19 protein-coding genes are annotated in these 24,401 nt (G+C 71.3%); 12 read left to right on the top strand and 7 right to left on the bottom strand.

All coding sequences use genetic code 11. The features are described from left to right. Positions 1-32: 32 nt before the first annotated feature. From PGN23_RS00215 to PGN23_RS00195, 5 genes are all read right to left on the bottom strand, one after another. Positions 33-2,357, bottom strand: coding sequence for a TonB-dependent receptor (locus tag PGN23_RS00215; RefSeq protein WP_335300775.1), 2,325 nt, complete (start codon positions 2,355-2,357; stop codon positions 33-35). A gap of 105 nt (positions 2,358-2,462) precedes the next feature. Then, entirely contained in the window at positions 2,463-3,104 is a 642-nt protein-coding gene (locus PGN23_RS00210; protein WP_335300774.1) for a TetR/AcrR family transcriptional regulator, read from the bottom strand. A 199-nt stretch (positions 3,105-3,303) separates the two neighbouring features. Further along, positions 3,304-4,140 carry an outer membrane protein gene (locus PGN23_RS00205; RefSeq protein ID WP_335300773.1) on the bottom strand — a complete coding sequence of 279 codons (837 nt, stop codon included), beginning with the start codon at positions 4,138-4,140 and terminating at the stop codon, positions 3,304-3,306. An 87-nt stretch (positions 4,141-4,227) separates the two neighbouring features. Continuing rightward, positions 4,228-5,238, bottom strand: coding sequence for a ferritin-like domain-containing protein (locus tag PGN23_RS00200; protein WP_335300772.1), 1,011 nt, complete (start codon positions 5,236-5,238; stop codon positions 4,228-4,230). A 58-nt stretch (positions 5,239-5,296) separates the two neighbouring features. After that, positions 5,297-6,274 carry a ferritin-like domain-containing protein gene (locus PGN23_RS00195; protein ID WP_335300771.1) on the bottom strand — a complete coding sequence of 326 codons (978 nt, stop codon included), beginning with the start codon at positions 6,272-6,274 and terminating at the stop codon, positions 5,297-5,299. A 149-nt stretch (positions 6,275-6,423) separates the two neighbouring features. Between PGN23_RS00195 and PGN23_RS00190 the strand changes: the two genes are divergently transcribed. From PGN23_RS00190 to PGN23_RS00150, 9 genes are all read left to right on the top strand, one after another. Beyond that, on the top strand, positions 6,424-7,008 hold the full coding sequence (locus PGN23_RS00190) for a sigma-70 family RNA polymerase sigma factor (RefSeq protein ID WP_443019733.1): 585 nt from the start codon (positions 6,424-6,426) through the stop codon (positions 7,006-7,008). Then, positions 6,998-7,699 carry an anti-sigma factor gene (locus tag PGN23_RS00185; RefSeq protein WP_335300769.1) on the top strand — a complete coding sequence of 234 codons (702 nt, stop codon included), beginning with the start codon at positions 6,998-7,000 and terminating at the stop codon, positions 7,697-7,699. Before PGN23_RS00190 ends, PGN23_RS00185 begins: the two co-directional genes overlap by 11 nt. Before the next feature lie 197 nt (positions 7,700-7,896). Further along, on the top strand, positions 7,897-9,909 hold the full coding sequence (locus tag PGN23_RS00180; protein WP_335302038.1) for an HAD-IIB family hydrolase: 2,013 nt from the start codon (positions 7,897-7,899) through the stop codon (positions 9,907-9,909). Next, a complete protein-coding gene (locus tag PGN23_RS00175; protein WP_335300768.1) occupies positions 9,906-11,054 on the top strand; it encodes a glycosyltransferase in 1,149 nt (382 codons plus the stop codon). Before PGN23_RS00180 ends, PGN23_RS00175 begins: the two co-directional genes overlap by 4 nt. After that, a complete protein-coding gene (locus PGN23_RS00170) occupies positions 11,051-11,992 on the top strand; it encodes a galactosyltransferase-related protein (RefSeq protein ID WP_335300767.1) in 942 nt (313 codons plus the stop codon). Before PGN23_RS00175 ends, PGN23_RS00170 begins: the two co-directional genes overlap by 4 nt. Then, positions 11,989-13,062, top strand: a complete 1,074-nt coding sequence (locus PGN23_RS00165) for a glycosyltransferase (RefSeq protein ID WP_335300766.1) — start codon at positions 11,989-11,991, stop codon at positions 13,060-13,062. Before PGN23_RS00170 ends, PGN23_RS00165 begins: the two co-directional genes overlap by 4 nt. After that, a complete protein-coding gene (locus PGN23_RS00160) occupies positions 13,059-13,964 on the top strand; it encodes a polysaccharide pyruvyl transferase family protein (RefSeq protein WP_335300765.1) in 906 nt (301 codons plus the stop codon). The genes PGN23_RS00165 and PGN23_RS00160 overlap by 4 nt, the downstream gene beginning before the upstream one ends. After that, positions 13,961-14,962: a glycosyltransferase family 2 protein gene (locus tag PGN23_RS00155; protein ID WP_335300764.1), complete on the top strand. Its 1,002-nt coding sequence runs from the start codon at positions 13,961-13,963 to the stop codon at positions 14,960-14,962. The genes PGN23_RS00160 and PGN23_RS00155 overlap by 4 nt, the downstream gene beginning before the upstream one ends. A gap of 75 nt (positions 14,963-15,037) precedes the next feature. Continuing rightward, on the top strand, positions 15,038-16,477 hold the full coding sequence (locus PGN23_RS00150; RefSeq protein ID WP_335300763.1) for a GGDEF domain-containing protein: 1,440 nt from the start codon (positions 15,038-15,040) through the stop codon (positions 16,475-16,477). 31 nt (positions 16,478-16,508) lie between these two features. Here PGN23_RS00150 and PGN23_RS00145 read toward each other — a convergent pair whose 3' ends face one another. Both PGN23_RS00145 and PGN23_RS00140 read right to left on the bottom strand, forming a co-directional pair. Continuing rightward, the gene (locus PGN23_RS00145; protein WP_335300762.1) at positions 16,509-17,075 is read right to left on the bottom strand and encodes a cell wall hydrolase; all 567 of its coding nucleotides are present in this window, start codon (positions 17,073-17,075) and stop codon (positions 16,509-16,511) included. A 203-nt stretch (positions 17,076-17,278) separates the two neighbouring features. Further along, entirely contained in the window at positions 17,279-19,519 is a 2,241-nt protein-coding gene (locus PGN23_RS00140) for a glycoside hydrolase family 3 N-terminal domain-containing protein (RefSeq protein ID WP_443019732.1), read from the bottom strand. A gap of 171 nt (positions 19,520-19,690) precedes the next feature. Between PGN23_RS00140 and PGN23_RS00135 the strand changes: the two genes are divergently transcribed. The 3 genes from PGN23_RS00135 to PGN23_RS00125 all read left to right on the top strand — a co-directional run bounded on the left by PGN23_RS00135 (position 19,691) and on the right by PGN23_RS00125 (position 24,401). Next, positions 19,691-22,255 carry a TonB-dependent siderophore receptor gene (locus PGN23_RS00135; RefSeq protein ID WP_335300760.1) on the top strand — a complete coding sequence of 855 codons (2,565 nt, stop codon included), beginning with the start codon at positions 19,691-19,693 and terminating at the stop codon, positions 22,253-22,255. Positions 22,256-22,351: 96 nt separating this feature from the next. Continuing rightward, on the top strand, positions 22,352-24,289 hold the full coding sequence (locus PGN23_RS00130; RefSeq protein WP_335300759.1) for a hypothetical protein: 1,938 nt from the start codon (positions 22,352-22,354) through the stop codon (positions 24,287-24,289). Next, a complete protein-coding gene (locus PGN23_RS00125; protein ID WP_335300758.1) occupies positions 24,201-24,401 on the top strand; it encodes a hypothetical protein in 201 nt (66 codons plus the stop codon). The genes PGN23_RS00130 and PGN23_RS00125 overlap by 89 nt, the downstream gene beginning before the upstream one ends.

Below are 24,401 nucleotides of genomic sequence, written 5' to 3'. Positions count from 1 at the left end.
CGATCCTCTCCCTTACGGCGTGGTTCGCCGGGTCAGTATCGCCAGCCGACCGTGATGCCGTAGGTCGCGGGTCGCCCGGCCATCCGCCACACCGTGTCCGCCTGGAACGTCGTGTTCCAATAGTATGTGTTGAACACGTTGCGGCCCCACAGTTGCGCGCGCAACGTGCCGTCCTGCGTCTCCACCCCCGCGCGCAGGTCGACCAGCGTGCGCGCGTTGATCGCCAGGATCGCGGGATCGCCGAAGGTGGAGTTGGTGGCGCTGTTGTAATTGACGTTGCCGCCGACCGTCGCCTTCCACCGTTCATCCAGCGACCATTGATATTGCAGGTCGCCCAGCACCTGCCATTCCGGGGTGAAGGGGAAGGCCGATCCGGCATAGCTGCCGAACGCGCCGGTGCCGTTATAGCCGGTGAAGTCGATGATCCGGCTCTTCACCCAGGTGCCCGACACGTTGGCGGTCAGCCCGGTGCCGCGCGGGGTCCACACGACCGCCGCCTCCGCGCCGTAGAGCTCGGACTTGGGGATGTTGACCAGCTTCTCCAGCAACCCGAAGATCGGGTCGAGGATGCGCCCGCGCACCTGTTTGTTGCGATAGTCGTAGTAGAAGCCCGCGCCGTTCAGCTGCACGGTGCGGTCGGCCAGCGGCAGCTTGAACCCGGCCTCGTAGGCGAGCAGCGACTCCTGCGTCGCCGGCAGGAAGCCGGTGAAGGACGATGCCGGCACCGTGGGGAAGCCGCCCGCCTTCCACCCCTTGGAGACGTTGGCATAGACGATCGCGCGATTGTCGAACGTATAGGTCAGCCCGCCGCGCCACGACACATTGTCCTGCGACAGCCGGTCGGTGACGAGCCCGGGCTGGAACGTCGGGCTGAAGGTCAGGCAGCCGCCCGCCGGGATCGGCGTCAGCGGCGGCGCGCCGGTGAACAGCTGCGTCAGTACGTTGAACGACAGATAGGTCGTCCCGTCCGCATCGTATCCGCACCCCTGGAAGTCGCGGATGTTGCGGGTGTAGCGCACGCCGCCCTGCGCGGTCAGCCGCGAGGTCAGGTCGTATTCCAGATTGGCGTAGCCGGCATAGCTCCTGACCGACTGTTCCGTGAACACGCCGGAGCGGGTCAGGATCGGCAGGCCCGGAATGATGACGTTGCTGCTGAGGTCGTCGGTGCGCAGGATCTGGCTCTCGCGCGCACGGTCGCGCTCGTAATTGGCGCCCAGGATCCAGCGCGCCGCGCCGGTCGTGCCGGTCAGCCGCAGCTCCTGGTAGAAGCTGCGGATATGCCCCGGCGTGTTGCTGTCGAGCTGGCGGAACTGCGTCGCGTCGAGATCCTGGTACGAATTGGTCCGGAACCGCAGCCATGACGAGATCGAGGTCAGCTTGACGCTGTCCGACAACTCCCAATCGGCGCGCAGCGACCCCTGGTAGAAATGGTCGTCGCGGCGCATCGGCCAGTCCTGGCTCCAGTTCGCGGCGCGCGCATCGGCGGGCGCCAGCGGCACCGCGAGGACGCGGGCATAGGCGTTGGCCGGATTGTACGGCGTGTGCGCGATCAGCTGCGGCGCCTGCACGTCCGACGTGTCCGACCAGGCGTTCAGGTTCGCGGTCAGCGTGAGCGCGTCGAGCGGACGCCAGACGAAGATCGCGCGGCCCGACACGCGCCGCGCGGCGCCCAGCGTATCGTCGCGCAGGTAGTTGCGCTGCCACGTTCCGCCCTGCTCGGTCTTCAGGCTGATCCGTGCGCCCAGCGTATCGGTGATCGGCCCGCTGACGAAGCCGGAGACATCGAACGCGCCGAAGCGGCCCAGGCTGGCATCCGCCCCGGCGGCGAAGGCGTCGCCGGGCTTGGCGGAGATGTAGTTGATCGCGCCGCCGGTGGCGTTCTGGCCGTAGAGCGTGCCCTGTGGCCCCTTCAGCACCTCGACGCGCCCGATGTCGAGGCTCGCGCCCTCGGTCAGGATCGCGAACGGCAGCGGCACTTCGTCGACATAGATGCTGACCGCGGGCGAGGCGGAAAGGGTCGATTCGTAGAAGCCGACGCCGCGCAGCGTGTAGACCGGGGTCGACACCTGGCTCTGCGTGAAGGTGAGGCCGGGGACCAGCTTCACCAGGTCGGCGGTGCTGGAGATGCCCTGCGCCGCCAGCTGGTCGCCGCCGATCGCGGTGATCGACATCGGCACCGAATTGACCGACTGCGCGCGGCGCTGCGCGGTGACGATGATGTCGCTGGCGCTCGCGCCGTCCGCCTCGGGTGCCGTTGCGGCGGCGTCCGCCGGGGGGGCGTTCTGGGCGACCGCGGGGGCCGCGGCCAGCACGCACCACGCCGCACCGGCGCGCGACAACGCTCTCGAACATGCCATCGGCATCGATCCTCTCCTGATCGGCCGATGCGCTCACGGGTGCCCGGCTCCGCGCCGATACAGCACCGATTCCAATATTAGTCAACGAAGACCAATCAAATTTGACTAATTTCTGCGGTGGGTCTCGCAATAGCGCCGGTGGCTGCTCTTCATCTCCTCGATCGCGGCGTTGATGACCGCGCGGTTGCTGCCCAGCCGGTGCTCGATGATGAGGCCGCGCGCGCTCGACAGCAGCAGCCAGCCGCGCGCGACCATCGCCTCGGGATCGGCCAGCCCGCCCGCGGTGGCGAGCGCGCGCAATTCGGTCGCCACCTCCTCCTCGACCTGCGCGGTCAGCGGCTGAATCGCGGTCAGCAGTTCGGCATCCCAGCGCGCGGCCTGGAGGATGTCGGTCAGCGCCAGCCCCTCCGGCATGGCATGCGTGTCCCACACGATCTGGCCATAGCCCGCCAGCCGCTCGAACGGATCGTCGATCCGGGCGGTCAGCGCGCGCGCCGCCTCCATCACCGCGTGCATCGTCCGATCCGCGGTGGCGATTGCCAGGTCCAGCCGCGTCGGAAACTGGTGCAGCACCGACCCGCGCGACAGCCCGGCGCGGGCCATCACGCTCTCGATCGTCATCGCCGCGAAGCCGGATTCGACGATCCGCTCGACCGTCGCGGCCAGGATGCGCTCACGCGTGGCGGCGCCCTTGTCGGTCAGGCGGCGGGGGGTGGTGCGGACGATGGAGCGTTCGGTGCTGGGCATCCGCCGATCTGACCGCAAAGGCGGCGCGTTTCAACCGGCGCGACCCCGCGCATCCGCTGCGTCACCGTAACACGGACAGGACCGCGAGCGTGGGCGTCTCCACACCGCGGCGGATCGCCGGCTCGGGCGCTGGGGGGGCGCGTGACATCCGCGCCACGCTGCGCGCGGTGCGCTCGCCCCTTCCGCGCCCAGCCGACGATCAGAAGCGGAACGCCACCGTGGCGCGCATCGAATGCCAGCGGAACTTGTCGTCCGAGCGGATGAAATCGGTGCCGGTGGCGGTGCCGCCGTTGTTCGCGTTGGTGAAGGGCGTACCGGCGGGTCCCGCGGCGCGGACGACATATTCGTCGTCGCGATACTGGTGGTACAGATATTCCAGCCCGATCGAGAAATTGCCGATGCGCTGCTCGATGCCGCCGCCGGCCTGATAGCCGAACTGCTCGCGCTTGCCGCGTCCGGTGAAGGTGTTGGTCGTGTTGGTCGATCCGAACGCCCGGTCGATCCGCGCATAGCCGGGACCGAACGTGCCGTAGAACAAGGTGGTGTCATTGGGCGTGAAGCCCGCCCGCGCGCGGATCCCGGCCTCCCAGTCGATCCCGCGGCGGAAGACATAGCTCGCGGGCGTGCTGGAGAAGGCGGTCACCGAGTCGGTGATGTCGGTGGTGCCGAACTCACCCACCACGCCCACCACCAGCGCGCCGCGCTGCGTATCGAGCCCGACGCGCCCGTAATAGGCCCAGTCGTCCTTGTCGTTGGTGCAGACGCCGCCCGCGCCGGGGCTCAGCTGGTTCGCCGCCGCGCCGTTGCAGAAACCGGGCGAGAAGGCGTCCGCGCCCGATCCGGTGCGTACGACGTCGCCGAACCGCCCGTCCAGATTGCGGTCGAACAGCACGCGCGATCCGCCGTCGTTGCCCTGCACGTCATAGCCGCCGGCGGCGCCGACATAGAGGCCGTTGAACCCGCCGTCATCCTGCGCCGCGGCGGGAAGGGCGTGGAGGAGCGACAGCGCGCCGGCTGCGATCACGAGCGTCTTCATCGGTATATCTCCCTGTTATCTGGCTTTGGCGGAGGGGGCTGGCTGCGCCCCTCCGCCACATCGTCCTGTGCGTGTCGCTACGCGGCGTCAGGGCAGCCCGACCCGCAGCGTCGGGTTGCCGTTGTTGGTGCCGTTGGGGAAGAAGCCGCCGCCGGTGCGGTTCGCGCCGGTGGTGTTCAGATAGACGATATTGTGCACCTGCTGGCTGTTGCGGCTGTAGGCGATGGCGTCCGCATTGGCGGGCACCAGATTGGCGCCACCCGATGCGCTGGTCAGGCCCTCGTCGGTATCGCCGCCCTGGTCGAGCTGGTCGCGTGCGTCGGAAATGCGCCCCGCCGCGGTGATGAGCGCCGGGGTCGCGACCCCCTTGGCATACAGCACCGTGCGCACCAGCCCGGCGTGATAGGCCTCCGCCGCCAGGATGCCCGCGGCGGCCTCCAGGAAGAGCTTGCTGCTCAGCAGCGGCGCCGCCCCCTTGTACGCGGTGACGCCGACATCCTCGAACAGATAGGCGCCCAGCAGGAAGTTCTCCGGCGAGGAATAGGGATTGAACGTTTCGTTCGCCTGCACCACGCCGGCCGCGCGCGCCGCCGCGGTGAAGGCGCCGCTGGCGTCGCCCGAGATGTTGATGTTGGGCATCGCGATCGCCGACCCGCCCAGGGCCTGGCGCAGGAAGACGACATGGGCGAGTTCGTCCGCCGCGATCTCGCGCGCATAGGCGCCGACCAGCGGATCGTTGCGGAAGTTGACCGGGGCGCCGCCGGTCACCGTGCCGCCCGCGGTGCCGCTGCCGCTGGCGGTAAGGTTGGCGGGCAGCCCCGCGCCGGAGACGGCATAGGCGTAATATTGCGCCTCCAGATATTCCAGGTTGAGCGCGAGGTTGAGGATGTCGACGTCGGTCACCGCGGCGGGTGTCGGTGTCGGCGTCGGGGTGGGGCGGGGGGCATCGTCGCCCTCCGAGTCGAAACAGCCGGCGAGCAGCGTCGCGCTCCCCAGCGCCAGCGTGCCGCCGCCGGCGACCTTCAGGAACTGTCGTCGCGCCGCGCGGCGCGCATCGGAGGCAGCGAGGATGTCGAGTGCTTGGCGATGATCGATCATGGGATACATCCCTGAAAAAACGAGGCGTCGGATGGATGGCGTCGGCGGGCGCGCGCGCTCAGGTGGTCGAGCGGATGGTGCCGTTGACGCCATTGGGGAAGAAGCCGCCCATGGTCGTGGTCGCGGTCGTCAGATAGACGATGTTGAGCACCTGCCCCGGGGTCCGGCTGTAGGCCAGGCCATTGGCGTTGAGCGGCGCGATGTTCGAGCGCAGCGTATCGCCGCTGCCGGACGGGCGGATGCCCTCGTCGTCATTGGGGCCGATGCCGCGGATCAGGTCCTGCGTCGGGTTGCCGTCCAGCGTATCGCGCGCGTCGGAGATCAGCTCCGTCGCATCGACCAGCGCCTCGACCCCGCGGGCGTAGAGCGTCGTGCGCACGATCGCGGCGTGATAGGCCTCCACCGCCAGGATTCCGGCCGCCGCCTCCAGGAAGGTCTTGTCCTGGATCAGCGGTGCCGCGCCCTTATACGCGGTGACGCCGACGTCCTCGAAGATGAAGGCGCCCAGCAGGAAGCTGTTGGCATCGGCATAGGGGTTGAAGGTGTCGTTCGGGCCGACGACGCGCGCGGTCCGCGCCGCCGCCGTGAAGGGGCCGCTCGCGTCCCCGGAGATGTTGATGTTGGGCATCGCCACCGCCGAATTGCCCAGCGCCCGGCGCAGGAAGGCGACGTGCGCCTGCTCGTCGGCGGCGATCTCGCGGGCATAGGCCTGCACCAGCGTGTCGGTGCCGAAATTCACCGGGGCGCCGCCGGTGACGGTGCCGCCCGCCGCGCCGCTGCCGCTGGCGGTCAGCGTCGCGGGCAGCCCGGTGCCGTTGACGGCGTACAGATAGAATTGCGCCTCCAGATACTCCAGGTTCAGCGCGAAGTTGAGCACGTCGGCGTCGCTGAGGGTGGACTGCGCCTTGGCGGGATCGCTGAACGCGAAGGCGGCACCGGCGGTGGCGGCGCCCAGCGCGGCGGTGAAGAATGCGCGTCGGCCCTGCCGGCGCTGCACGCGCGCATCGAATGCGTCGACGACCAAATCCTGATCCATGGCCACTCGGCTCCTCCCTTGTGTACGCTTGCGGTCGGAACGTCTGCCCGCCCGCGAACGTCTGAAGTTACGGCTGCCGGGATACCGCGGATGCAGTCGCGAAAAATAAAGTTTCGACCTGGCGCGGGATAGAAGAGGGAGTCGGCGTCATCTCAGCCCCGTCGCTACGGCAGGAGCAACGCGATACGCTGGTCGCCGCGCTGCTGGCGACCGGCCTGCGGGATACGACCGCGTTCCGCGCGGTGTACCGGCTGACGTCCCCCAAACTCTTCGGCATCTGTCTGCGCATCTGCGGGGACCGGCAGGCGGCCGAGGACGTGCTGCAGGAAGTCTACATCATCATCTGGCGCCGCGCGGCCAGCTTCGAGCCGCTGCGCTCCAGCCCGATCACCTGGCTGGCGGCGATCGCGCGCAACAGGGCGATCGACTGGCGACGCGCGCATCGCGCGCCCCTGGCTCATGCACCGGACACTGAGCCGCCCGCGACGCCCGAGCCGCCCGACGACGCGCCGCTGGCCGACGCGGCGATGGTCGCGGGCGAGGAGGCGCATCACATGCACCATTGTCTGGAGATGCTGGATGACCTAGCGCGCGACGCGATCCGCAGCGCGTTTCTGGACGGGGCGACCTATCCGGAACTCGCGGCGCGCGCCGGCGTGCCGCTGGCGACCATGAAAAGCAGGGTGCGGCGCGGGCTCCTGCAATTGCGCAAGTACATGACCGATGACTGCTGAACCCGATCCGTCCGATCCCTCCGTCCAGGCCGCCGAACTGGCGCTCGGGCTGCTGGAGGCGGATGAGCGCGCGGCGGCGCTGCGCCGCGTCGCGTCCGATCCGGACTTCGCGCGCGAGGTCGCCGTGTGGCGCGAGCGGTTCAGCGATCTGGTGGAGGATTATCCGGCGGTGGACCCCGCCGTCGACCTGCTGCCCCGCATCGACGACGCCGCGCGCGCGCCCGCGGTCCCGCGGTCGCGCGCGTGGCGGTGGTTCGCCGGCGGGCTGGCGAGCGGCGCGCTGGCCGCGTCGCTGACGGCGGTGTCGGTCCTGCCGCGACCATCCGCGCCCGTCGCCGGCCCGATGCGCGCCGCCGCCGACCCCGCGCCGATGATCGCGGTCCTCGTCCCGTCGCGGGCGAGCGACCAGGCACCCGTCGCGGCATGGCTGGCACGGCGCGACGGTTCGCTGCGGCTCACCGCCGCGCCCATCCTGCCGCCGAACCGAAGCGCGGAACTGTGGTCGATCGGCGCGGACAAGGTGCCGCGTCCGCTCGGGCTGCTGTCGCCGGAAGGCCGGTCGCTGGTCGGCTCGACCGCCGGGGTGGGGGTCGGCGATACGCTGGCGGTGTCGATCGAGCCTGTCGGCGGCTCGCGCACGGGGAGGCCGACCGGCCCGATCCTGATGTCGGGCGTGCTCACCCGGGTCTGAATCTTGACCGCCGTCGCTCCCCGAAATCGGGGAATCTGAGCGGCTTGATTTCGATCAATGCGAAATATCCGTAGCGTCCGCGACTAAGGGCTTGTTTTCGCTTCACTAATGCGCCAGCGATTGGGGCGGCAGCGCTGGACCGAAAGCCGTTCTTCTACGTTCCTCCTTGTAGCAAAGGGGGTTGGCGCTTGTTCATCGTGCACGTGGCTTTGGGCGGCTGCCTCAAGGGTCCGCCGGTATCGTTCGGCATCACGGCCGACACCGGCGGCCACATCTCCTACGTGCTGGAGGCGGCGGCGCATCAGGCGGCGCTGCCGGGCGTCGATCAGGTGACGGTCGTCACCCGCCTGTTCGAAGCGCCGCATCTGGGTGACGCGTATGCGCGCGCGCACGAGAACGTCGCGCCCGGTCTGGACATCCGCCGGGTCGCGACCACCAGCCCCGACTATCTCGAAAAGGAAGCGCTGGCGGACGAAATGCCGGCCTTCGCCGATGCCTTCTGCGAATATCTCGCCGGTCTGCCGCGCCGTCCGGACGTCATCCACGCGCATTTCGCCGATGCCGCCGCCATCGCCGCGGTCGTGCAGCGGCGATACGGCATCCCGTTCGTGTTCACGCCCCATGCGCTGGGCATCGACAAGCGTGGCCAGGGCATGACCTGTGCCGGCCTGGACGCGCGGATCGAGGGCGAACATGCCGCGATCGCGGGTGCCGCGGCGATCGTCGTGTCGACGCGCGACGAGGCGGAGCGGCAGCTGGGCGGCTATGCCGTGCCGCTGGGGCGGCGCGTCCACGTCGTCCCGCCCGGCGTTCCGCGCCGCGACCTGATCCCGACCGGGCCGACGCTGGCGGATCGCCTGTCGACATGGCTCGATCATCCGAAGCGTCCGGTGATCCTGGCGGTGGCGCGCCCGGTCGCGAAGAAGAACCTGGCCGCGCTCGTGCGCGCCTATGCGGCGCATGACGGGCTGCGCGACGCCGCCAATCTGGTCATCCTCGCCGGGCAGCACGCCTTTGCCGGGGCGGAGGAAGCCGCGGTGCTGGCCGAACTGACCGCGCTGGCCGCGACGCCGGCGCTGAAGGGGCGCGTCGCGCTGCCGCCGCGCCACGACGCCCTGGATGTCGCCGCGCTCTACGCCCGGGCATCGGCGGGCGGCGTCTTCGTCAATCCCGCGCTGCACGAGCCGTTCGGCCTGACGCTGATCGAGGCCGCGGCGGCGGGCGTGCCGGTCGTGGCGACGCGCCACGGCGGCGCGTCGGACATCGTCGAGACGATCGGCCACGGCCTTCTGGTCGACCCGCGGGACGAGCGCGCCATCGCGGAGGCGGCCTTCTCGATCGTGTCGGACCCCGCACGACAGGAGCGGCTCGGCCGTGCCGGGCGCCTCGGCGCGCGCGGCTATTGCTGGCATCGCTATGCCGCCGCCTCCGTCGCGCTCTACGCCGCGGCCGCGACGCCGCGATTCCTCGTCAGCGATATCGACAACACGCTGACCGGGTGTCGGGAGGGCGCCGCCGCCTTCGCCGATTGGCGGCGGCAGTCGACCTTGCCGTTCATCGTCGCCACGGGGCGCGGCATCGACGCCGCGCGGCTGATCCTGCGCCGCTGGCATTTGCCGATGCCCGATGCGTTCATCACCGACGTCGGCACCACGCTGACCCTGCCCGACGGTGCGGGCGGGTGGCGCGAGGATGAGGATTATGCCCGCGCGCTCGACCGCGGGTGGGACCGCGCGGGGGTCGCGGCGGTGCTGGCCACGCTCGACCTGGCGCCGCAGCCCGCCGCGACCGCCCGGCGTCACAAGATCAGCTTCTTCGGCGACGCCGGCGCGGCCGACCGCATCCGTCGCGCGCTGGCGGCGGCGGGGTTGCCGGCGCGGGTCGTCTTCTCGCACGGCCGCCTGATCGACGTGCTGGCGCCCGGCGCGGGCAAGGCGGCGGCCATCGCCGCCTTTGCCGCGCGGCACGGATGGACGCTGGCCGATGCGGTCGCCTCGGGCGACAGCGGCAATGACGAGGACATGCTGGCCGCCTGCGGCCACGCGATCCTGGTCGGCAATGCGAGCGACGAACTCGCCCACCTGGCGCCGCGCCCCGGACTGTTCCGGGCGCGTCGGCATCATGCCGCCGGGGTCGTCGACGGTCTGGCGATGCTGGGGCTCGCCGCGACGGACGCGGCCGACACGCGCGGCGTGGCGATCGCCGCGTGACCCGCCCGTTCGGCTATTTCGTCCACCATCAGGGGCGCGGCCATGCCGAGCGATGCGCCGCCATCGCGCATGCGCTGCCGCCGTCGCGCCCGGTGACGATCTTCTGCGCGCGCGACGATATCTTTCCGCCATTGCCCGCCCATGTCGAGCTGGTCCGGCTGCCCTCGCTGTTCGAGCCGACGGGGCAGGAGACCGCCGCGCTCGACTGGGTCGCGACGCCGGTGACGTTGCATTGCGCGCCGCTCGGCTGGCCGGGTATCCGCCGCGCGATGGCGATGCTGAGCGGGTGGTTCGACCGGGCCGACCCCGCGCTGCTGATCTGCGACGTATCGGCCGAGATCGCGCAACTCGCGCGGATCTGCTCGGTGCCGCATGTCAAGGTGGTGCAGCACGGCGATCGTGGCGATCCGGGGCATCAGGCGGCCTATGACGGCGCGGCCGGCCTGATCGCGCCGTTCCATGCCGCGCTCGCGCAACCCGAATGGAGCGCGTCGTTCCGCGCCCGGACCTGCTTCGCGGGCGGGCTGGGGGTCAACATCCGCCTGCCCGAGCGCGAGGTCGCGCGGCAGCGGATCGGCGTCGCGCCGGACGAGGAACTGATCCTCGTCGTCTCGGGCGGCGGCGGGGAGGGGTTCGCGCAGGCGCCGCTGGGCGTCGGCGCCCGTGCGCGCCCGGGTGCGCGCTGGATCACGATCGGCAAGGTCCGGCACGACTGGCATGCGACCGAGCCGGCGAATATCGAGCATCGCGGCTGGGTCGACGATGCGGCGGACCATATCGCCGCGGCGGACCTCGTCATCGCGTCCACCGGCAACACCACGTGCCAGCAGATCCTGGCCGCGGGGCGACCGTGGCTGGCGGTGCCCGAATGGCGCTATTTCGACGAGCAGCACCGCAAGGCGGAGGCGCTGGCCGCCGCGGGCGTCGCCTGCGCCCGGCCGCACCTGCCCTCGTCCGCGCACGCCTGGACCGATGCGCTGGACGAGGCGCTGTCGGGTCATCGCCCCGATCGCCAGCGCGCGATGATCGACGACGCACCGGCGGATCGCGCCGCGGCGTGGCTCGAACTGCTCGCCGTCCGGCTCGGCGCCCCGCTGGACGCCGCCGCCGACCTTCCAACTCCCGTGGAGCCGCGCTCGCTATGACCTCCGTTTCCGTCGTGACCCTGGCCAGGGGGCGCCCCGATCATCTCGTCAACGTCGTCCGCGGCCTCGCCGGCCAGACCTGCCTGCCGGTCGAGCTGATCGTGGCGGTGATGCAGGACGAGGAGTACGTCCTGCCCGACGCGCCGTTTCCCGTCCGCCAGATCCGGATCGCGCACGATGCCCTGCCGCTGGCGGCGGCGCGCAACGCCGCGGCGCGGCTGGCGCAGGGCGAGCTGCTGGTCTTCCTCGACATGGATTGCATCCCCGCCCCGGCCCTCGTCGCGGATTACGCGGGGCTGATGGCCGGGTTCGACGGGCTGCTGATGGGCGAGGTCATGTACCTGCCCGGCGGCGCGACGCAGGCGTGGGGCTATGATCGCTTCGCCGCCGTCGCGGTCCGCCATTCGGATCGCCGCGGACCGCCGCCGCAGGGGCGCGAGATCTGCGCGGACTATCGCTGCTTCTGGTCGCTCAACTTCGCGATGCGCCGCGCCACCTTCCTGAGGCTGGGCGGCTTCGACGAGCGCTATTGCGGCTATGGCGGCGAGGATACCGACTTCGGCAAGATGCTGGACCAGGCCGGCGTGCCGATCGCGTGGATCAAGGGCGGTCTCGCCTATCACCAATATCACCCGCATCACATGCCGCCGGTCCACCACATCGACAGCGTGGTGCGCAACGCGCAGCTGTTCGAGGCCAAATGGGGCTATCGCACCATGGGCCACTGGCTGCATGCGTTCCGGCTGATGGGGCTGATCGACGACACCGCGGGGCGGCCGATCCGCATCCTGCGCCGCCCCGACGCGGACGATCTGGCGCTGACCGGACAGCAGAGCCACCAGCCCTACGCCAATTCCGCCAGCGTGATCCGCCAGCTGGAGGCGGCGGCGCGGCCGCACGGCGGCGCCGGTCGCCGGGACGCCGTCGTCGCGGCATGAGGATCGCGATCCTCGCCCATGTCCGCCAGCGTATCGCGCAGCCCTTCGCCGGCGGGATGGAGGCGCATGGCTGGCACCTCGCCGCCGGGTTGCAGGCGCGCGGCCACGACGTCGTCCTGTTCGCGTCGGGCGACAGCGACCCGCGCTTCGCGATCGATCCGGTGCTGGCGGAGCATTACGAGCGGACCTTCCCCTGGGCCGAGCACCGCGGCACCGCGCCGCTGATCGCGCATCTCGACGCGGGCTATGCCGATGCGTGCGACCGGATCGCGCGCGGCGGGTTCGACGTCGTCCACAACAACAGCCTCCACCGCTTCCCGCTGGAACAGCGCCGGACCGCCGCGACGCCGACCGTCACCTCGCTCCACGTCCCGCCCTATGACGCGCTGCACTGGTTCGTCGCGCAAAGCCCGTCGCCGCGGCACCGTCTGACCGTCACGTCGTCGCGCCAGCTCGCGGCGTGGTGGCCGGACGGCGCCCCGCGCGAGGCGTCCGTCCTGCACAACGGCATCGACCTCGCGCACTGGCCCTTCGGCGCCGGCGGCGACGGCACGGCGGTGTGGTGCGGCCGCATCACGCCCAACAAGGGGCCGCATCTCGCCGCGGCGGCGGCGCGGCGCGCGGGGCTGGCGCTGACGCTGTTCGGCGCGATCGAGGACCCCGATTACTGGCGGGACGCGGTGGCGCCGCTGCTGGGCGGCGGCATCGTCTATGGCGGCCATCTGGACGGCGATGCGCTGGCCGCCGAACTCGCGCGCGCCGCGCTGTTCGTCTTCACGCCGTGCTGGGACGAGCCCTTCGGCCTGGTCGCGGCGGAGGCGATGGCGTGCGGCCTGCCGGTCGCCGCCTTCGACAGGGGGGCCGCGCGCGAAGTGATCGGCGAGGCGGGCGTCTTCGCAACGGCGGGCGACGTGCCCGCGCTGGCGGCGGCGATGCGGGCGGCGCTGGCCATACCGCGCCGTACCGCGCGGGACCGCGTCGAGCGGCTCTTCACGCACGACCGCTGGCTCGACCGATGCGAGGCGCTCTACCGCGACGTCCGGGGCGATGCGGCGTCGCTGGCGGCATGAGCGATGTCGTCGCCGGGCAGCAGGGGATGCTCGACCGCCTGTACCGCACGCACGTCGCCGCGGGCAGCCGCTATGCGCTGCTCGACTTCCCCGACCACGCCAATGTCGGGGACAGCGCGATCTGGCTGGGCGAGACCGCGATGCTGCGCCGGATCACCGGGCGCGATCCCTGTTACACGTCGTGCTGGCACGATTTCGACGACGCCGCCTTTCGCGCCGCCTGCCCGGACGGCGTGGTGTTCCTCCACGGCGGCGGCAATCTCGGCGACATCTGGCCGCATCACCAGCGGTTTCGCGACGGGATCGTCGCGGCGCTGCGCGACTATCCCGTCGTGCAACTGCCGCAGTCGATCCACTTCGACGAACCGGCGGCATCGCACCGCTTCGCCGAGCACGCCGCGCGCCACCCCGATTTCACGCTCTACGTGCGCGACCGGCCCAGCCTGGACATCGCGAAGGCGTGGGTGGGGGAGCGGGCACGGCTGGCTCCCGACTCCGCCTTCGCGCTCGGCGCGCAGCGGCGCCCCGCGGCGGCGGGCGTGCCGCTGCTCGCGCTGATGCGCAGCGATGGCGAGCGCCGCCCGCATGCCGATGCGGTGCCGGCACATGCGACCATCGTCGACTGGCTCGCGGATGACGAAGCGCCCCCGCCCGGCCGCGACGCCGCCGCGCGCCAGCGGCAGGCCGGCGCGCGGCTGCAGCGAGGGCTGCGCCTGCTCGCGCGCGGCGAGCGTGTCGTGACCGACCGGCTGCACGGCCACATCCTCTCGCTGCTGCTGGGGATCCCGCATGCGGTTCTGGACAATCGCTACGGCAAGGTCGGCGCGTATATCGACGCCTGGACCGGCGGATCGCCGCTGCTGGAGCGGCGGCCCGACGCAGCCCCCGCGCTCCCGCGATGACCGTGGCGATCGACGTCAGCCTGCTGGTCTGCACGCGCAACCGCCGCGCCGCGCTGACGCATCTGCTGGATTCGCTGTCCGATGCGCTGGCCGCCGCGGCGGGCCTGACGATCGAGATCGTCATCGTCGACAACGGCTCCGACGACGACACCGTCGCCCTCGTCGAGCGGTGGCGGCGGGATCGGCCGGCGCCGGTCGTGCTGCTGCACGAGCCGCGCCCCGGCCTGGCGCGGGCGCGCAACCGGGCGCTGGCGGCGGCGCGCGGCGCGATCATCGCCCTGACCGACGACGATTGCCGCGTCGAGCGCGACTATTTCACGGCGCTCACGGCCTGTTTCGCGGAGCAGCGCGGCCCGGCGGTCATCGGCGGGCGCATCCTGCCGGGCGACCCGCGCGACCTGCCGGTCACGCTGAAGACCGAGGATCACCCGATGATCGCCGCTCCTTCGACCTTTCCCGGCGGGTTCGTCATGGGCGCGAACCTCGCGATGAGCGCCGCGGTGCCGGCGCGCGTCGGCGATTTCGACGAACGCTTCGGTGCGGGCGCACCCTTCGTCGCGGCGGAGGATACCGATTTCCTGTTCCGCGCGATGCGCCGCGGCATCCCGGTGCGCTACGATCCCCGCTTCACCGTGCGGCATTTCCACGGACGCCGCGCGCCGGAGGAGGAAATATCGCTTCTCGCCGGCTACAGCTTCGGCGACGGCGCGCTCTATGCCAAGCATATCTTCCGCGACCGGCGCGTCGCGACGTTTCTGTGGAAGGACGTGAAGGACCTCGTCTGCGACGTGCGCGATCCGGTGACGGTACACCGCGGGATCGCGCGCTTCTATCGCTTCCGCCTGCGCCACAAATGCCGCGGGATGATCGCCTATGCGGGCGCCGCGTGTCGCCGCGCACTTCGCCGCAGCCCCGCGGCATGGCGGACGCAGCGCGCCAGGTATTTGATCCCGACGCCGTGGCGCTCTCGACCGACCCGTAGCCGGCCCGACCCGTAGCCGGCACGAAGAGGTGTTCCAGGATCGCGCAACGTGCCCTATTCCGCCCGCGCCGCGAGCAGGCTAGAGGGCGCTATGCGGGGAGAAGGGGCGAACGACGAGGTGATCGCGCGGCGTTCGAGTCGCGTCGGCATGATCGCGACCGGGCTGGCCTATTTCGTGGCGGCGCTGGGCTCGATGCTGCTGACCCTCAACGACAGGGGCTTCGGGACGATCTGGCCGGCCAGCGGTATCCTGGTCGCCGCGCTGCTGATCGTCCGGCCGCGCGACGCCGCGGGGCACCTGCTGGCGGCGGCCGCGGGGAGCATCGCGGCGAACCTGCTGGCGGGGGTCGGCCCGGCGAATGCGCTGGCCTTCACCGCGGCCAACATTATCGAGGGCGCCATCGTGGTCGCGCTGTGCCGCCGCTGGCACGGCGACGCGCCCCCCGACATGACCGCGCCGCGGCAGGTCGGGCGCCTGGCGCTCGCCACGATGGGCGGGGCCCTGTGCAGCGCGACGCTCGCGACGTTCATCTCGCGCGCGGACGACATCGACTTCTTCCTGTCGTGGTTCGTGACGGTGTCGCTCGGCATGATGATCGTCACGCCGCTGATCCTGACGGGCTGGACGCTGACGCGGCGGGTCGACCGCGTGCGCATCGATCGGTTGCCGGGGGAAATCGCCGCGCTGCTGGGGATGATGGCGCTGGCCAGCCTGCTGGTGTTCGGCCAGTCGGCGTACCCGATCCTGTTCGTGCCCATGCTGGCGCAGATCGCGGTGACGTACCGGCTGGGTCCCTTCGGCGCGGCGGCGGGGGTCGTGATCGTGGCCGGCATCGCCTCGGTCATGACCGCACAGGGCTTCGGTCCGATCACGTCGATCCATCTGACGACGTCGGCGCTGCTGTTCCTGCAATTCTACCTGCTGGCCCTCCTGATGTCCGCGCTGCCGCTGGCATCGTTGCTGGCGAAGCGCGACGTGCTGGTCCGGCAACTGCGCCTCGCGCATGAGGATGCGGCGCGCACGGCGACGCTGGCGGTGGCGGTGGCGGACACCGACGAGCTGACCGGGCTGGCCAGCCGCCGCTGCATCCTGACGCTGCTCGACCGGGCCCTGGCGCGCGGGCCGGTCGCGGTGGCGCTGCTCGACGTCGACCATTTCAAGGCGGTCAACGACAGCTACGGCCATCAATCCGGCGACCGGGTGCTGCGACGCGTCGGCGATGCGATCGCGGAGGCGCTCGGCACGACCCACCGGGCCGGCCGCTTCGGTGGCGAGGAGTTCCTGGCGATCCTGCACGTCTCCGGCGTCGATGCCGCGATGGCCGTCGCCGAGCGGGTACGTCGCGCGGTCGAGGCCTCCACGCAGGATCGGGACGAGCCGGCCGTGACGATCAGCATCGGCGTGTCGGTCGCGGCGCGGGGCGACACCGCCGAGGCGCTGATCCACCGGGCCGATCGCGCGCTGTACGGTGCGAAGCTGGCCGGCCGGAACCGCGTTCGCGCCGCCGAGCTGTCGCTCGTCCTGAACTGACCCGAACGGGCGGGGGCCGCGGGCGCGGCGTTCACCGGCGCACGTAGAAGAGGTGGGTGTCGACCTTCGCCACCTTGGTCATCGTGTCGCGCCAGTACGGCACCATCCAGTCGGCGTGATAGTGCGTGGCGCGGCCCACCCCGGCGAAGACGCGCCCGGCCAGCGCCGCTCTCGCCCTGCGTCGCGCGGCGGACCAGCCGACATGGCGGGTGCGGCGCCTGATCGACCCGTCGCAGGTGAACGAGAACTGGCAACCCGTCGTTCGCTCGAAGCCCTGATAGACGACGCCGCAGATCGTGCGCGGGAAGCCCGGCGCACGCACGCGGTTCAGCACGACCTGGATCACCGCGCGCTGGCCGCGCGGATCGTCGCCGACTTCGTAGAGAGCGGCGGTGGCGAGGCAATCGACCGCCTGCGCGCGCTCCGCCGGCCCGCCGCGAAAGCGGAAAGGTGCCGCGCTGACGCGCGCGCCGGCGGCGATCGGCACCCCGGCGTTGGAGGCGCGGGCCTGCGCCATCGTCATCGCTGGCGGCCGCTGGCGGCCCGGCGTGGCGGGCTCCTTCTCCAAAAGGCTCGCGACGATGGCGACGGCGGCCACGACGAAGATCAGCAGCAGCCATCGCTCGGCCGCGGTATCCCGCCGGGGGCGTCGCCTTCCGGGGCCAGATGAGATTCGCCGCGCTGTCATCGCCGCCCCCGTAGCACGGCGGGCGGCCCGTCGTTCTCCCGACGCGACATGATGGCGCAGATGGCCCGCGACGGGCGGCCCGGCGCGCGTCTCGTTTTCCGTATCGAAGGGGATCAGCCGGTGCCGGCGCTTCCCCTCGCGACGGCCTCGAAGCTGGCCACCAGCGGAGCCTGATCGCCGAGCGCGACGATGACGTCGAACATGCCCGGTTCGACGGCCCGGTCGCCCCGCGCGGTGATGATGGTCAGGTCGCGCGCCATGATCGGCAGCGTCACGATGCTGCTCGCTCCGGGATCGAGCGTGACATGCCGGAACGCCTTCATCCGGCGCACCGGCTGCGTCCGGCTGGCGACGCGGTCGTGGATGTCGGCGCGCACCAGCGTCGTGCCGCGGCGCGCGCCGACGTTGGTGACGCGCACCGCGACCGGAACCGCCGCGCCGATGGCGATCCGCGCGGGCACGTTCAGGTCGGTGAGCCGGAAGCGCGTGTAGCCGAGCCCCGATCCGAACGGATAGAGCGCCGCGTCCGGTGCGTCGCGCCAGTGGCTGCGCCCCGGTGCCATCGGCGAATCGGCGGGCGCGGGGCGGCCGGTGGCGCGGCGATCGTACGACCACGGCTGCTGACCCGTGGCAAAGGGAAAGCTGACCGGCAGGCGCCCGGTCGGCTCGACCCGCCCGAACAGCACGTCCGCGACGGCATGGCCGGTCTGCTCGCCCAGGAACCAGGTGGCGAGCAGCGCGGGCGCGTCGCGCACCGCACCCTCCAGCGCCAGCGCGCGGCCGTGGCGCAGCAGGACCACGACCGGCTTGCCCGTCGCGGCGACCGCCTCGGCGAGCCGCTGTTGCGCCGCGGGCACGGTGATCGAGACGCGGCTGTTGCCCTCGCCCGACATGTCGCCCCCCTCGCCGATCGCGAGCAGGACGACGTCGGCACGGTGCGCGGCGGCGACCGCGCGCTCCACGCCGCCGGGCAGGTCGGCATCGACCGCGCAACCCGCCTCGACCGTCAGCGCGCCGGCGTCACCCCCGGCGTCCGCCATCGCCGCGCGCAGCCCGGTCGCGAGATCGACGCCCGCCCGCGGATCGCCCGCGAAGGACCACGGGCCATTCAGGTTGGCGGTGTCGGCGCCGAACGGGCCGATCAGCGCGATCCTGCGCCCCGCGCGCGGCAGCGGCAGCAGCTCGCCGTCGTTGCGCAGCAGCACGATCGACCGCGTCGCGACCTCGCGGGCGAGCGCCTTGATCGCGGGCGTGGCGGTGGCGCGCGTCTCGACCCCGGCGTCGAGCGACCGGAACGGATCGTCGAACAGCCCCAGCGCTTCCTTCAGCGCCAGGACGCGCCGCACCGCCTGGTCGACCGCCTCCACCGCGACGTGCCCGGCGCGTACCAGTGCGGGCAGGTGGCGGACGTACAGCCCGCTCTGCATCGACATGTCGATGCCGGCCAGGATCGCGCGCCGCGCGGCGTCCGGCTCGTCCGCCGCGACGCCGTGCGCGATCAGCTCGCGATCGGCGTCGTAATCGGACACGCACACGCCCGCGAACGCCAGCTCGCCGCGCAGCACGTCGGTCAGCAGGTGGCGATTGGCGGTCACGGGGATGCCGTTGAAATCGGTGAACGATGCGATGGTCGCCCCGGCGCCCGCCGCGAACGCCGCGGCGAAGGGCGGCAGGTGCGTCTCGCGCAGTTCCGCGTCGCTCATGTCGACCGCGGCATATTCCATGCCGCCGCGCACCGCGCCGTAACCGACGAAATGCTTCGGCGTCGCGAGCACCGCATCGGCACGGCGCAGGTCGCCGCCCTGAAACCCGCGCACCCGCGCGGCGGCGAGGCGGGACCCCAGCAGCACGTCCTCGCCCGCCCCCTCCGCCACGCGGCCCCAGCGCTGATCGCGCGCGACATCGACCATCGGCGCGAAGGTCCAGTGGATGCCCCCCGCCGCCGTTTCGCGCGCCACCGCGCGCGCCGCGCGCTCCGACAGCGCCGGGTCGAACGCGGCCGCCTCCGCGAGCGGAATCGGAAATATCGTGCGACAGCCGTGGATCACGTCCGCGGCGAAGACCAGCGGGATGCGCAGCCGGCTTTCCAGCGCCGCCTCCTGCGCGCGGCGCGCGCCGGCCACGCCATAGCCGTTGAAGAGCATGCCGACGCGCCCGGCGCGGATGTCGTCGAGCATCGCCGCCGCACCGCGCGCCGCGACGACCGGGTTGAACACCGCGCCGACGGGGCGGATCTCGTCGTTGAAGCAGCTGAGCTGCCCCGCCTTTTCCTCCAGCGTCATCGCGGCGATCAGCGTCTCGATCCGCGCGGCGGCGTCGGCCGGCGGCGCAAATGCCACACCCGCGGCGACCATGGCGGCCGCGCGCAGAACGTCGCGTCGCCGTAACGCATGTTGCGCGTCGGTCACACCTGACTACCCATCTGCACGCATCCTCCGAATAGCATATTGCGATAACCATCGTCGCTGGTCTAGCGGCGCGCCATACCGTCCCGGAAGGGGACGTGGGGTTACAGGGAGAGAACCATGTCGATCGTCCACCGCTTCAGCGCGCGCGCGCTGCTGCTGACCGGGGCGGCGCTGCTGCCGACGATGGCCACCGCGCAGACCGTCTCCAGCGACGCACAGGCCGGGCAGAGCGCGCCGTCGGCGCAGACCGACGAGTCGCAGGACGTCATCGTCGTCACCGGCCAGACCTCGCGCGACCGTCCGCTCATCACCTCCTCCGCCGACATCACCTACGCCACGCGCGAGGATATCGACCGCCGCGCGCCGCGCTCGACCGCGGACATGCTCGAGCTGGTCCCCGGCATCTTCGTCGAGGCGACCGCGGGTGAGGCGTCTAACAACTATTCGGTCCGCGGCCTCCAGGGCGGCGGGCAGCGCTTCGTCCAGCTCGAGGAGGACGGCATGCCGATCCTCTACGGCGGCGGCGGTGCCGACTTCTTCTTCCAGCAGGATCTGACGATCGACCGGCTGGAAGCGGTCAAGGGCGGCTCGTCGGGCGTGCTGACCGTCAACGGCGCGGGCGCGACGATCAACTTCATCTCCAAGCGCCCGAACTTCCGGGAGTTCGAGGGCGCGGTGCGCCTGACCGGCATGAACTACGGCCTGAAGCGCGCCGATTTCTATTATTCGGCACCGCTTGCCGAGAATCTGGCGTTCAACTTCGGCGGCTACGTGCAGAGCAGCCCCGGCGTGCGCCGCAACCCGTTCGACTATGCCGGCTACCGGATCAAGGGGTCGCTGGAGTATCGCTTCCCGTCGGGCGGATCGATCACGCTGTCGGGTCGCCGCGGCGACATGGAGACGGCCTATTACGCGTCGGCGCCCTATCGCTTCGAGAACGGCAGGCCGACCAGCATCACCGGCTTCGACATCCAGCGCGACAATATCGGCGGCGACGCGTTCAGCTCGATCAACGTGCCGGTGTCGACCTTCGTGTCGCCGGACGGCTATCGCCCGTTCCGCTACCGTGACGGCATCCGCTCGTTCTACAATCAGGTCCGTCTCGACCTCGACCTGCCGCTGTCGGAATCGGTCTCGCTGTTCGCGCACGGTCGCTACATCGACTATTTCTACGACTTCAACGGCCTGTTCCCCGGCTCGGGCACCGGCAACGCGGGCCTCGCCAGCGCGGTCACCTACCTGACCCCGGGCGATGCCTCGCCGATCAACAACGTGCTGACGCTGGGCCGGGCCGCCTTCCCGACCGCGGTGCGCTTCGGCATCCGCAACATCCGCACCGGCCAGGTCATCGGCTCGAACCAGACCGACGTGCTGAACGGGCTGAACGGCAACGGCTTCCTCCAGCGCACCACGCTGAACCACGACCGCGTCGACGGGCAGGACCTGGGCATCAACGCGGGCGGCCGCTGGGAGTTCGAATCGGGTTCGATCAAGAACTCGCTGACCGTGGGCGCGATGTACTACAACGTGAAGCGCGACCAGAACCAGTCGGCCACCGCCAGCGTCGTCAACGACGTGCGCAACAACAGCGACATCTACGACATCGTCGCGCTCAACGGCGCGAACGGGGTCATCGGTTCGCTGACCGACAGCGGCCTGGTGTCCTACGGCGACTGGGGCGTCGGCATCCGCCAGCGCAAGGACGAGACGATCTCGCTCTACGCCAACGACGAGATCGCGTTCGGCGACCTGCGCATCGACGGCGGCATCCGCTGGGAGCAGGACACCGCCACCGCGTTCGATGGTCAGGGTGCGGCGGTGAACCAGCCCGTGCCCGCATCGCAGGGCGGCGTGATCCGCGACGTGGGCTCGACCTTCAACGGCGTGTACGCACCCGCCAACGCGCAGCGCACGGGCGCGGACGGACGGCTGAAGCAGGACCGGATCGCGTGGACGGTCGGTGCCAACTACCTCATCACCCCCAGCCTGTCGGTCTATGCCCGCTACGCCGATGGCTTCCAGACCAACAACATCGACCCGATCACCACGATCAAGCTGTACGAAGCGGGCGTGCGCTATCAGTATGCGCGCATCATCAGCGGCTCGGTCACGGCGTTCCGGACCAACTTCGACAATCAGAGCTACAATTTCGCCAACCCGCTGAACCCGACGCAGCAGCAGAACATCAACGCCGACCTGCGGACCAAGGGTATCGAGATCGACGTGCTGGTGCGGCCGGTGCCGTTCTTCTCGGTCGATTTCCAGGGCGTGTTCCAGGATCCCAAGCTCGTCAACCTGCAGATCGACGGCGCCAACCAGGCCGGGTTCGAGGGCAATCGTCCGGAGCGTACCCCGGCGCAGCTGTGGACCGTCACCCCGGCGATCCAGCTGCCGAACGGGCTGGGCGAGATCTTCGGCCGCTACAAGCGCATCGGCCGGATCTTCGCCGATGCCGGCAACGGCGTGGCGCTGCCCAGCTACGGCGTGACCAGCGCGGGCGTGAACCTGAACCTGACGCCGCAATTGCAGGTCAGCTTCAACGCGGAGAACATCTTCAACGTCGTCGGCCTGACCGAGGGCAATCCGCGCCAGGGGCAGACGCAGGCAATCACCGACGGCTTCTTCTATGCCCGCGGTATCGTCGGCCCGACCTATGGCGGATCGGTGACCTTCCGCTTCTGAGCGGATCGACTAGGATGAGGGCGGGGGGCGTCGCGACCGGGAACGGTGGCGGCGCCCCCGTTCGTTGAACGGACTGCGTTGAGGGAGACGGCGGGGATGAGGCACGTGGCGCGGATGATGCTGGGCGTGGCGCTGGTGGCGGCGACCGGGGTGGCGATAGCGCAGCGGGGTGCGCCCGCGCGCGCGCCGGAGCTCGCGTACCAGGTGACCGAGGGGCAGAATATCAACGCCTTCGTGCGCGACGGCGCGGTCGCGGCGCACCTGCTGCTGCGCAACGGCAACGATCCGCGCATCCTGGTCGCGTTCCCGGCGGGCAATAGCGGCGCCGGGCAGTGGTTCGCGCGCCTCGACCGCCCCGCGACGTGGCGGCTGGAGCAGGCGCCGCGCGCCGTCACGATGCGCGAGCCGGAGGGCGCGCGCACGCTCCACGGCATCGTGACCGAGGCGAGCATCGACACGCCGCGGCTGACGCTGGCGAAGACGGTGCTGTCCTCGATCCGCTTCCTGCGCGATTACCAGTCGGTCGGGCGCATCCCGGCCGAGGTGGAGGCGACGGCGACCGCCGCGGGCAACGCCATCACCGCCTATCGCCGCCGGCTGGACGGTGCGCCGGGCTATTTCCTGAGGATGGAGGTGCTGGACGGCAGCGTCGCGGGCACCACCATCCGCGCCGGCCGCGACGGACGTATCCGGCTGCGCATCACCGCGGCGACGGGCGAGACGCCGCTGACCGGGCTGGCGACGCGCGATCTGTTGAATATGCGCGCCGCGAACGACCCCGTGGCGCGCGAGGCGCTGCATTTCCTCAGCTACCGCGAGAAGTTCCTGGCGGGGTCGTGGCGGTTCCAGACCTATTTCGGGCGCGACACGCTGATGTCGGTGCGGCTGCTGATGCCGGTGTTGCAGCCGGGCGCGGTCGAGGCGGGGCTGGGATCGGTGCTCGCGCGGCTCGACGCGCGCGGCGACGTCGCGCACGAGGAGGGCATCGGCGAGTTCGCGGTGGTCGACCGGCGTCAGCACGGCGGCAGCGGCGATGCCGCGGTGCTCGATTATGCGATGGTCGACGACGACTATATGCTGGCGCCGGTCGCCGCCGCCTATCTGCTCGACCATGCCGACCGCGCCGCGGCGCGCCGTTTCCTGGCGCGCCCGATGCGCAGCGAGGGCGTGCCCGGCACGGTCGAGCCCGCCGGCAGGGCGCTGGTGCGCAACCTGCGCTACGTCCTCTCGACCGCGCGGCCGTTCGCGCAGGGGCCCGCGGTCGAGCGGCTGATCGCGCTGAAGCCCGGTCGCCTGACCGGCCAGTGGCGCGACAGCGAGGAGGGGCTGGGGCGCGGGCGCTATGCCTATGACGTCAATGCCGTGTTCGTGCCGGCGGCGCTCGACGCGGCGGCGCGGATGCTGCGCGCGGGGCTGCTCGACGCCTATCTGACGCCGCAGGACCGCGCCGCGCTGACGCAGGCGGCGGCGACGGCGGCGGTGTGGCGGGAGCGCGCGCCGGCGTTGTTCCGCGTCGACATCCCCGCCGCGCAGGCGAGCGCGCGGGGTGCGCGACTATGCGCGCGCGCTGAACATCCCCGCGGAACCGGCGCTCGCGTCGCTCGGGAACGCGCCGCTCACCTTCCATGCGCTGTCGCTCGACGAGCGGGGGAAGGCGGTGCCGATCGTCAATTCGGACGAGGGGTTCGCGCTGATGTTCGCCGATCCGTCGCCCGCGGAGCTGGAAACCTATGTCACCGCGGCGATGCGGCCGTTCCCGGCGGGGCTGATGACCGACATCGGCATGCTGGTCGCCAATGCGGCGCAGGCGGATGCGACCGCGCAGGGCCGCTTCACCCCCGCTGCCTATCACGGCGCGGTGGTGTGGTCGTGGCAGCAGGCGCTGTTCGCCGCCGGGCTGGAGCGGCAGCTGGCGCGGCGCGACCTGCCGGCGTCGACGCGCGCGGTGCTGACGCGCGCGCAGGCGACGCTGTGGCGCGCGATCCAGGCGACGCGCGCGACGCAGAGCTCCGAACTGTGGTCCTGGGCCTATGAGGGCGGGCGCTACCGGGTGGTCGCGTTCGGCGCGGGCAAGCAGGACGTCGACGAATCGAATGCCGCGCAATTGTGGAGCACGGTGTATCTCGCGGTGCAGCCGCCGAAGTGA

The sequence above is a fragment of the Sphingomonas adhaesiva genome (genome assembly GCF_036946125.1).
Taxonomy (GTDB): domain Bacteria; phylum Pseudomonadota; class Alphaproteobacteria; order Sphingomonadales; family Sphingomonadaceae; genus Sphingomonas; species Sphingomonas adhaesiva_A.
Note: the sequence above shows the minus strand (reverse complement) of the source record. Positions and strands in the feature narration are given on the sequence as shown.

What these genes read in the sequence shown, in the direction of transcription:
- PGN23_RS00165 (WP_335300766.1), top strand. Translation starts at nt 11,989, where the DNA reads ATGAGGATCGCGATCCTCGCCCATGTCCGCCAGCGTATCGCGCAGCCC.
- PGN23_RS00210 (WP_335300774.1), bottom strand. Translation starts at nt 3,104, where the DNA reads ATGCCCAGCACCGAACGCTCCATCGTCCGCACCACCCCCCGCCGCCTG.
- PGN23_RS00150 (WP_335300763.1), top strand. Translation starts at nt 15,038, where the DNA reads ATGCGGGGAGAAGGGGCGAACGACGAGGTGATCGCGCGGCGTTCGAGT.
- PGN23_RS00215 (WP_335300775.1), bottom strand. Translation starts at nt 2,357, where the DNA reads ATGGCATGTTCGAGAGCGTTGTCGCGCGCCGGTGCGGCGTGGTGCGTG.
- PGN23_RS00140 (WP_443019732.1), bottom strand. Translation starts at nt 19,519, where the DNA reads ATGGTCGCCGCGGGTGTGGCATTTGCGCCGCCGGCCGACGCCGCCGCG.
- PGN23_RS00205 (WP_335300773.1), bottom strand. Translation starts at nt 4,140, where the DNA reads ATGAAGACGCTCGTGATCGCAGCCGGCGCGCTGTCGCTCCTCCACGCC.
- PGN23_RS00195 (WP_335300771.1), bottom strand. Translation starts at nt 6,274, where the DNA reads ATGGATCAGGATTTGGTCGTCGACGCATTCGATGCGCGCGTGCAGCGC.
- PGN23_RS00155 (WP_335300764.1), top strand. Translation starts at nt 13,961, where the DNA reads ATGACCGTGGCGATCGACGTCAGCCTGCTGGTCTGCACGCGCAACCGC.
- PGN23_RS00160 (WP_335300765.1), top strand. Translation starts at nt 13,059, where the DNA reads ATGAGCGATGTCGTCGCCGGGCAGCAGGGGATGCTCGACCGCCTGTAC.
- PGN23_RS00185 (WP_335300769.1), top strand. Translation starts at nt 6,998, where the DNA reads ATGACTGCTGAACCCGATCCGTCCGATCCCTCCGTCCAGGCCGCCGAA.
- PGN23_RS00130 (WP_335300759.1), top strand. Translation starts at nt 22,352, where the DNA reads ATGAGGCACGTGGCGCGGATGATGCTGGGCGTGGCGCTGGTGGCGGCG.
- PGN23_RS00170 (WP_335300767.1), top strand. Translation starts at nt 11,051, where the DNA reads ATGACCTCCGTTTCCGTCGTGACCCTGGCCAGGGGGCGCCCCGATCAT.
- PGN23_RS00135 (WP_335300760.1), top strand. Translation starts at nt 19,691, where the DNA reads ATGTCGATCGTCCACCGCTTCAGCGCGCGCGCGCTGCTGCTGACCGGG.
- PGN23_RS00200 (WP_335300772.1), bottom strand. Translation starts at nt 5,238, where the DNA reads ATGATCGATCATCGCCAAGCACTCGACATCCTCGCTGCCTCCGATGCG.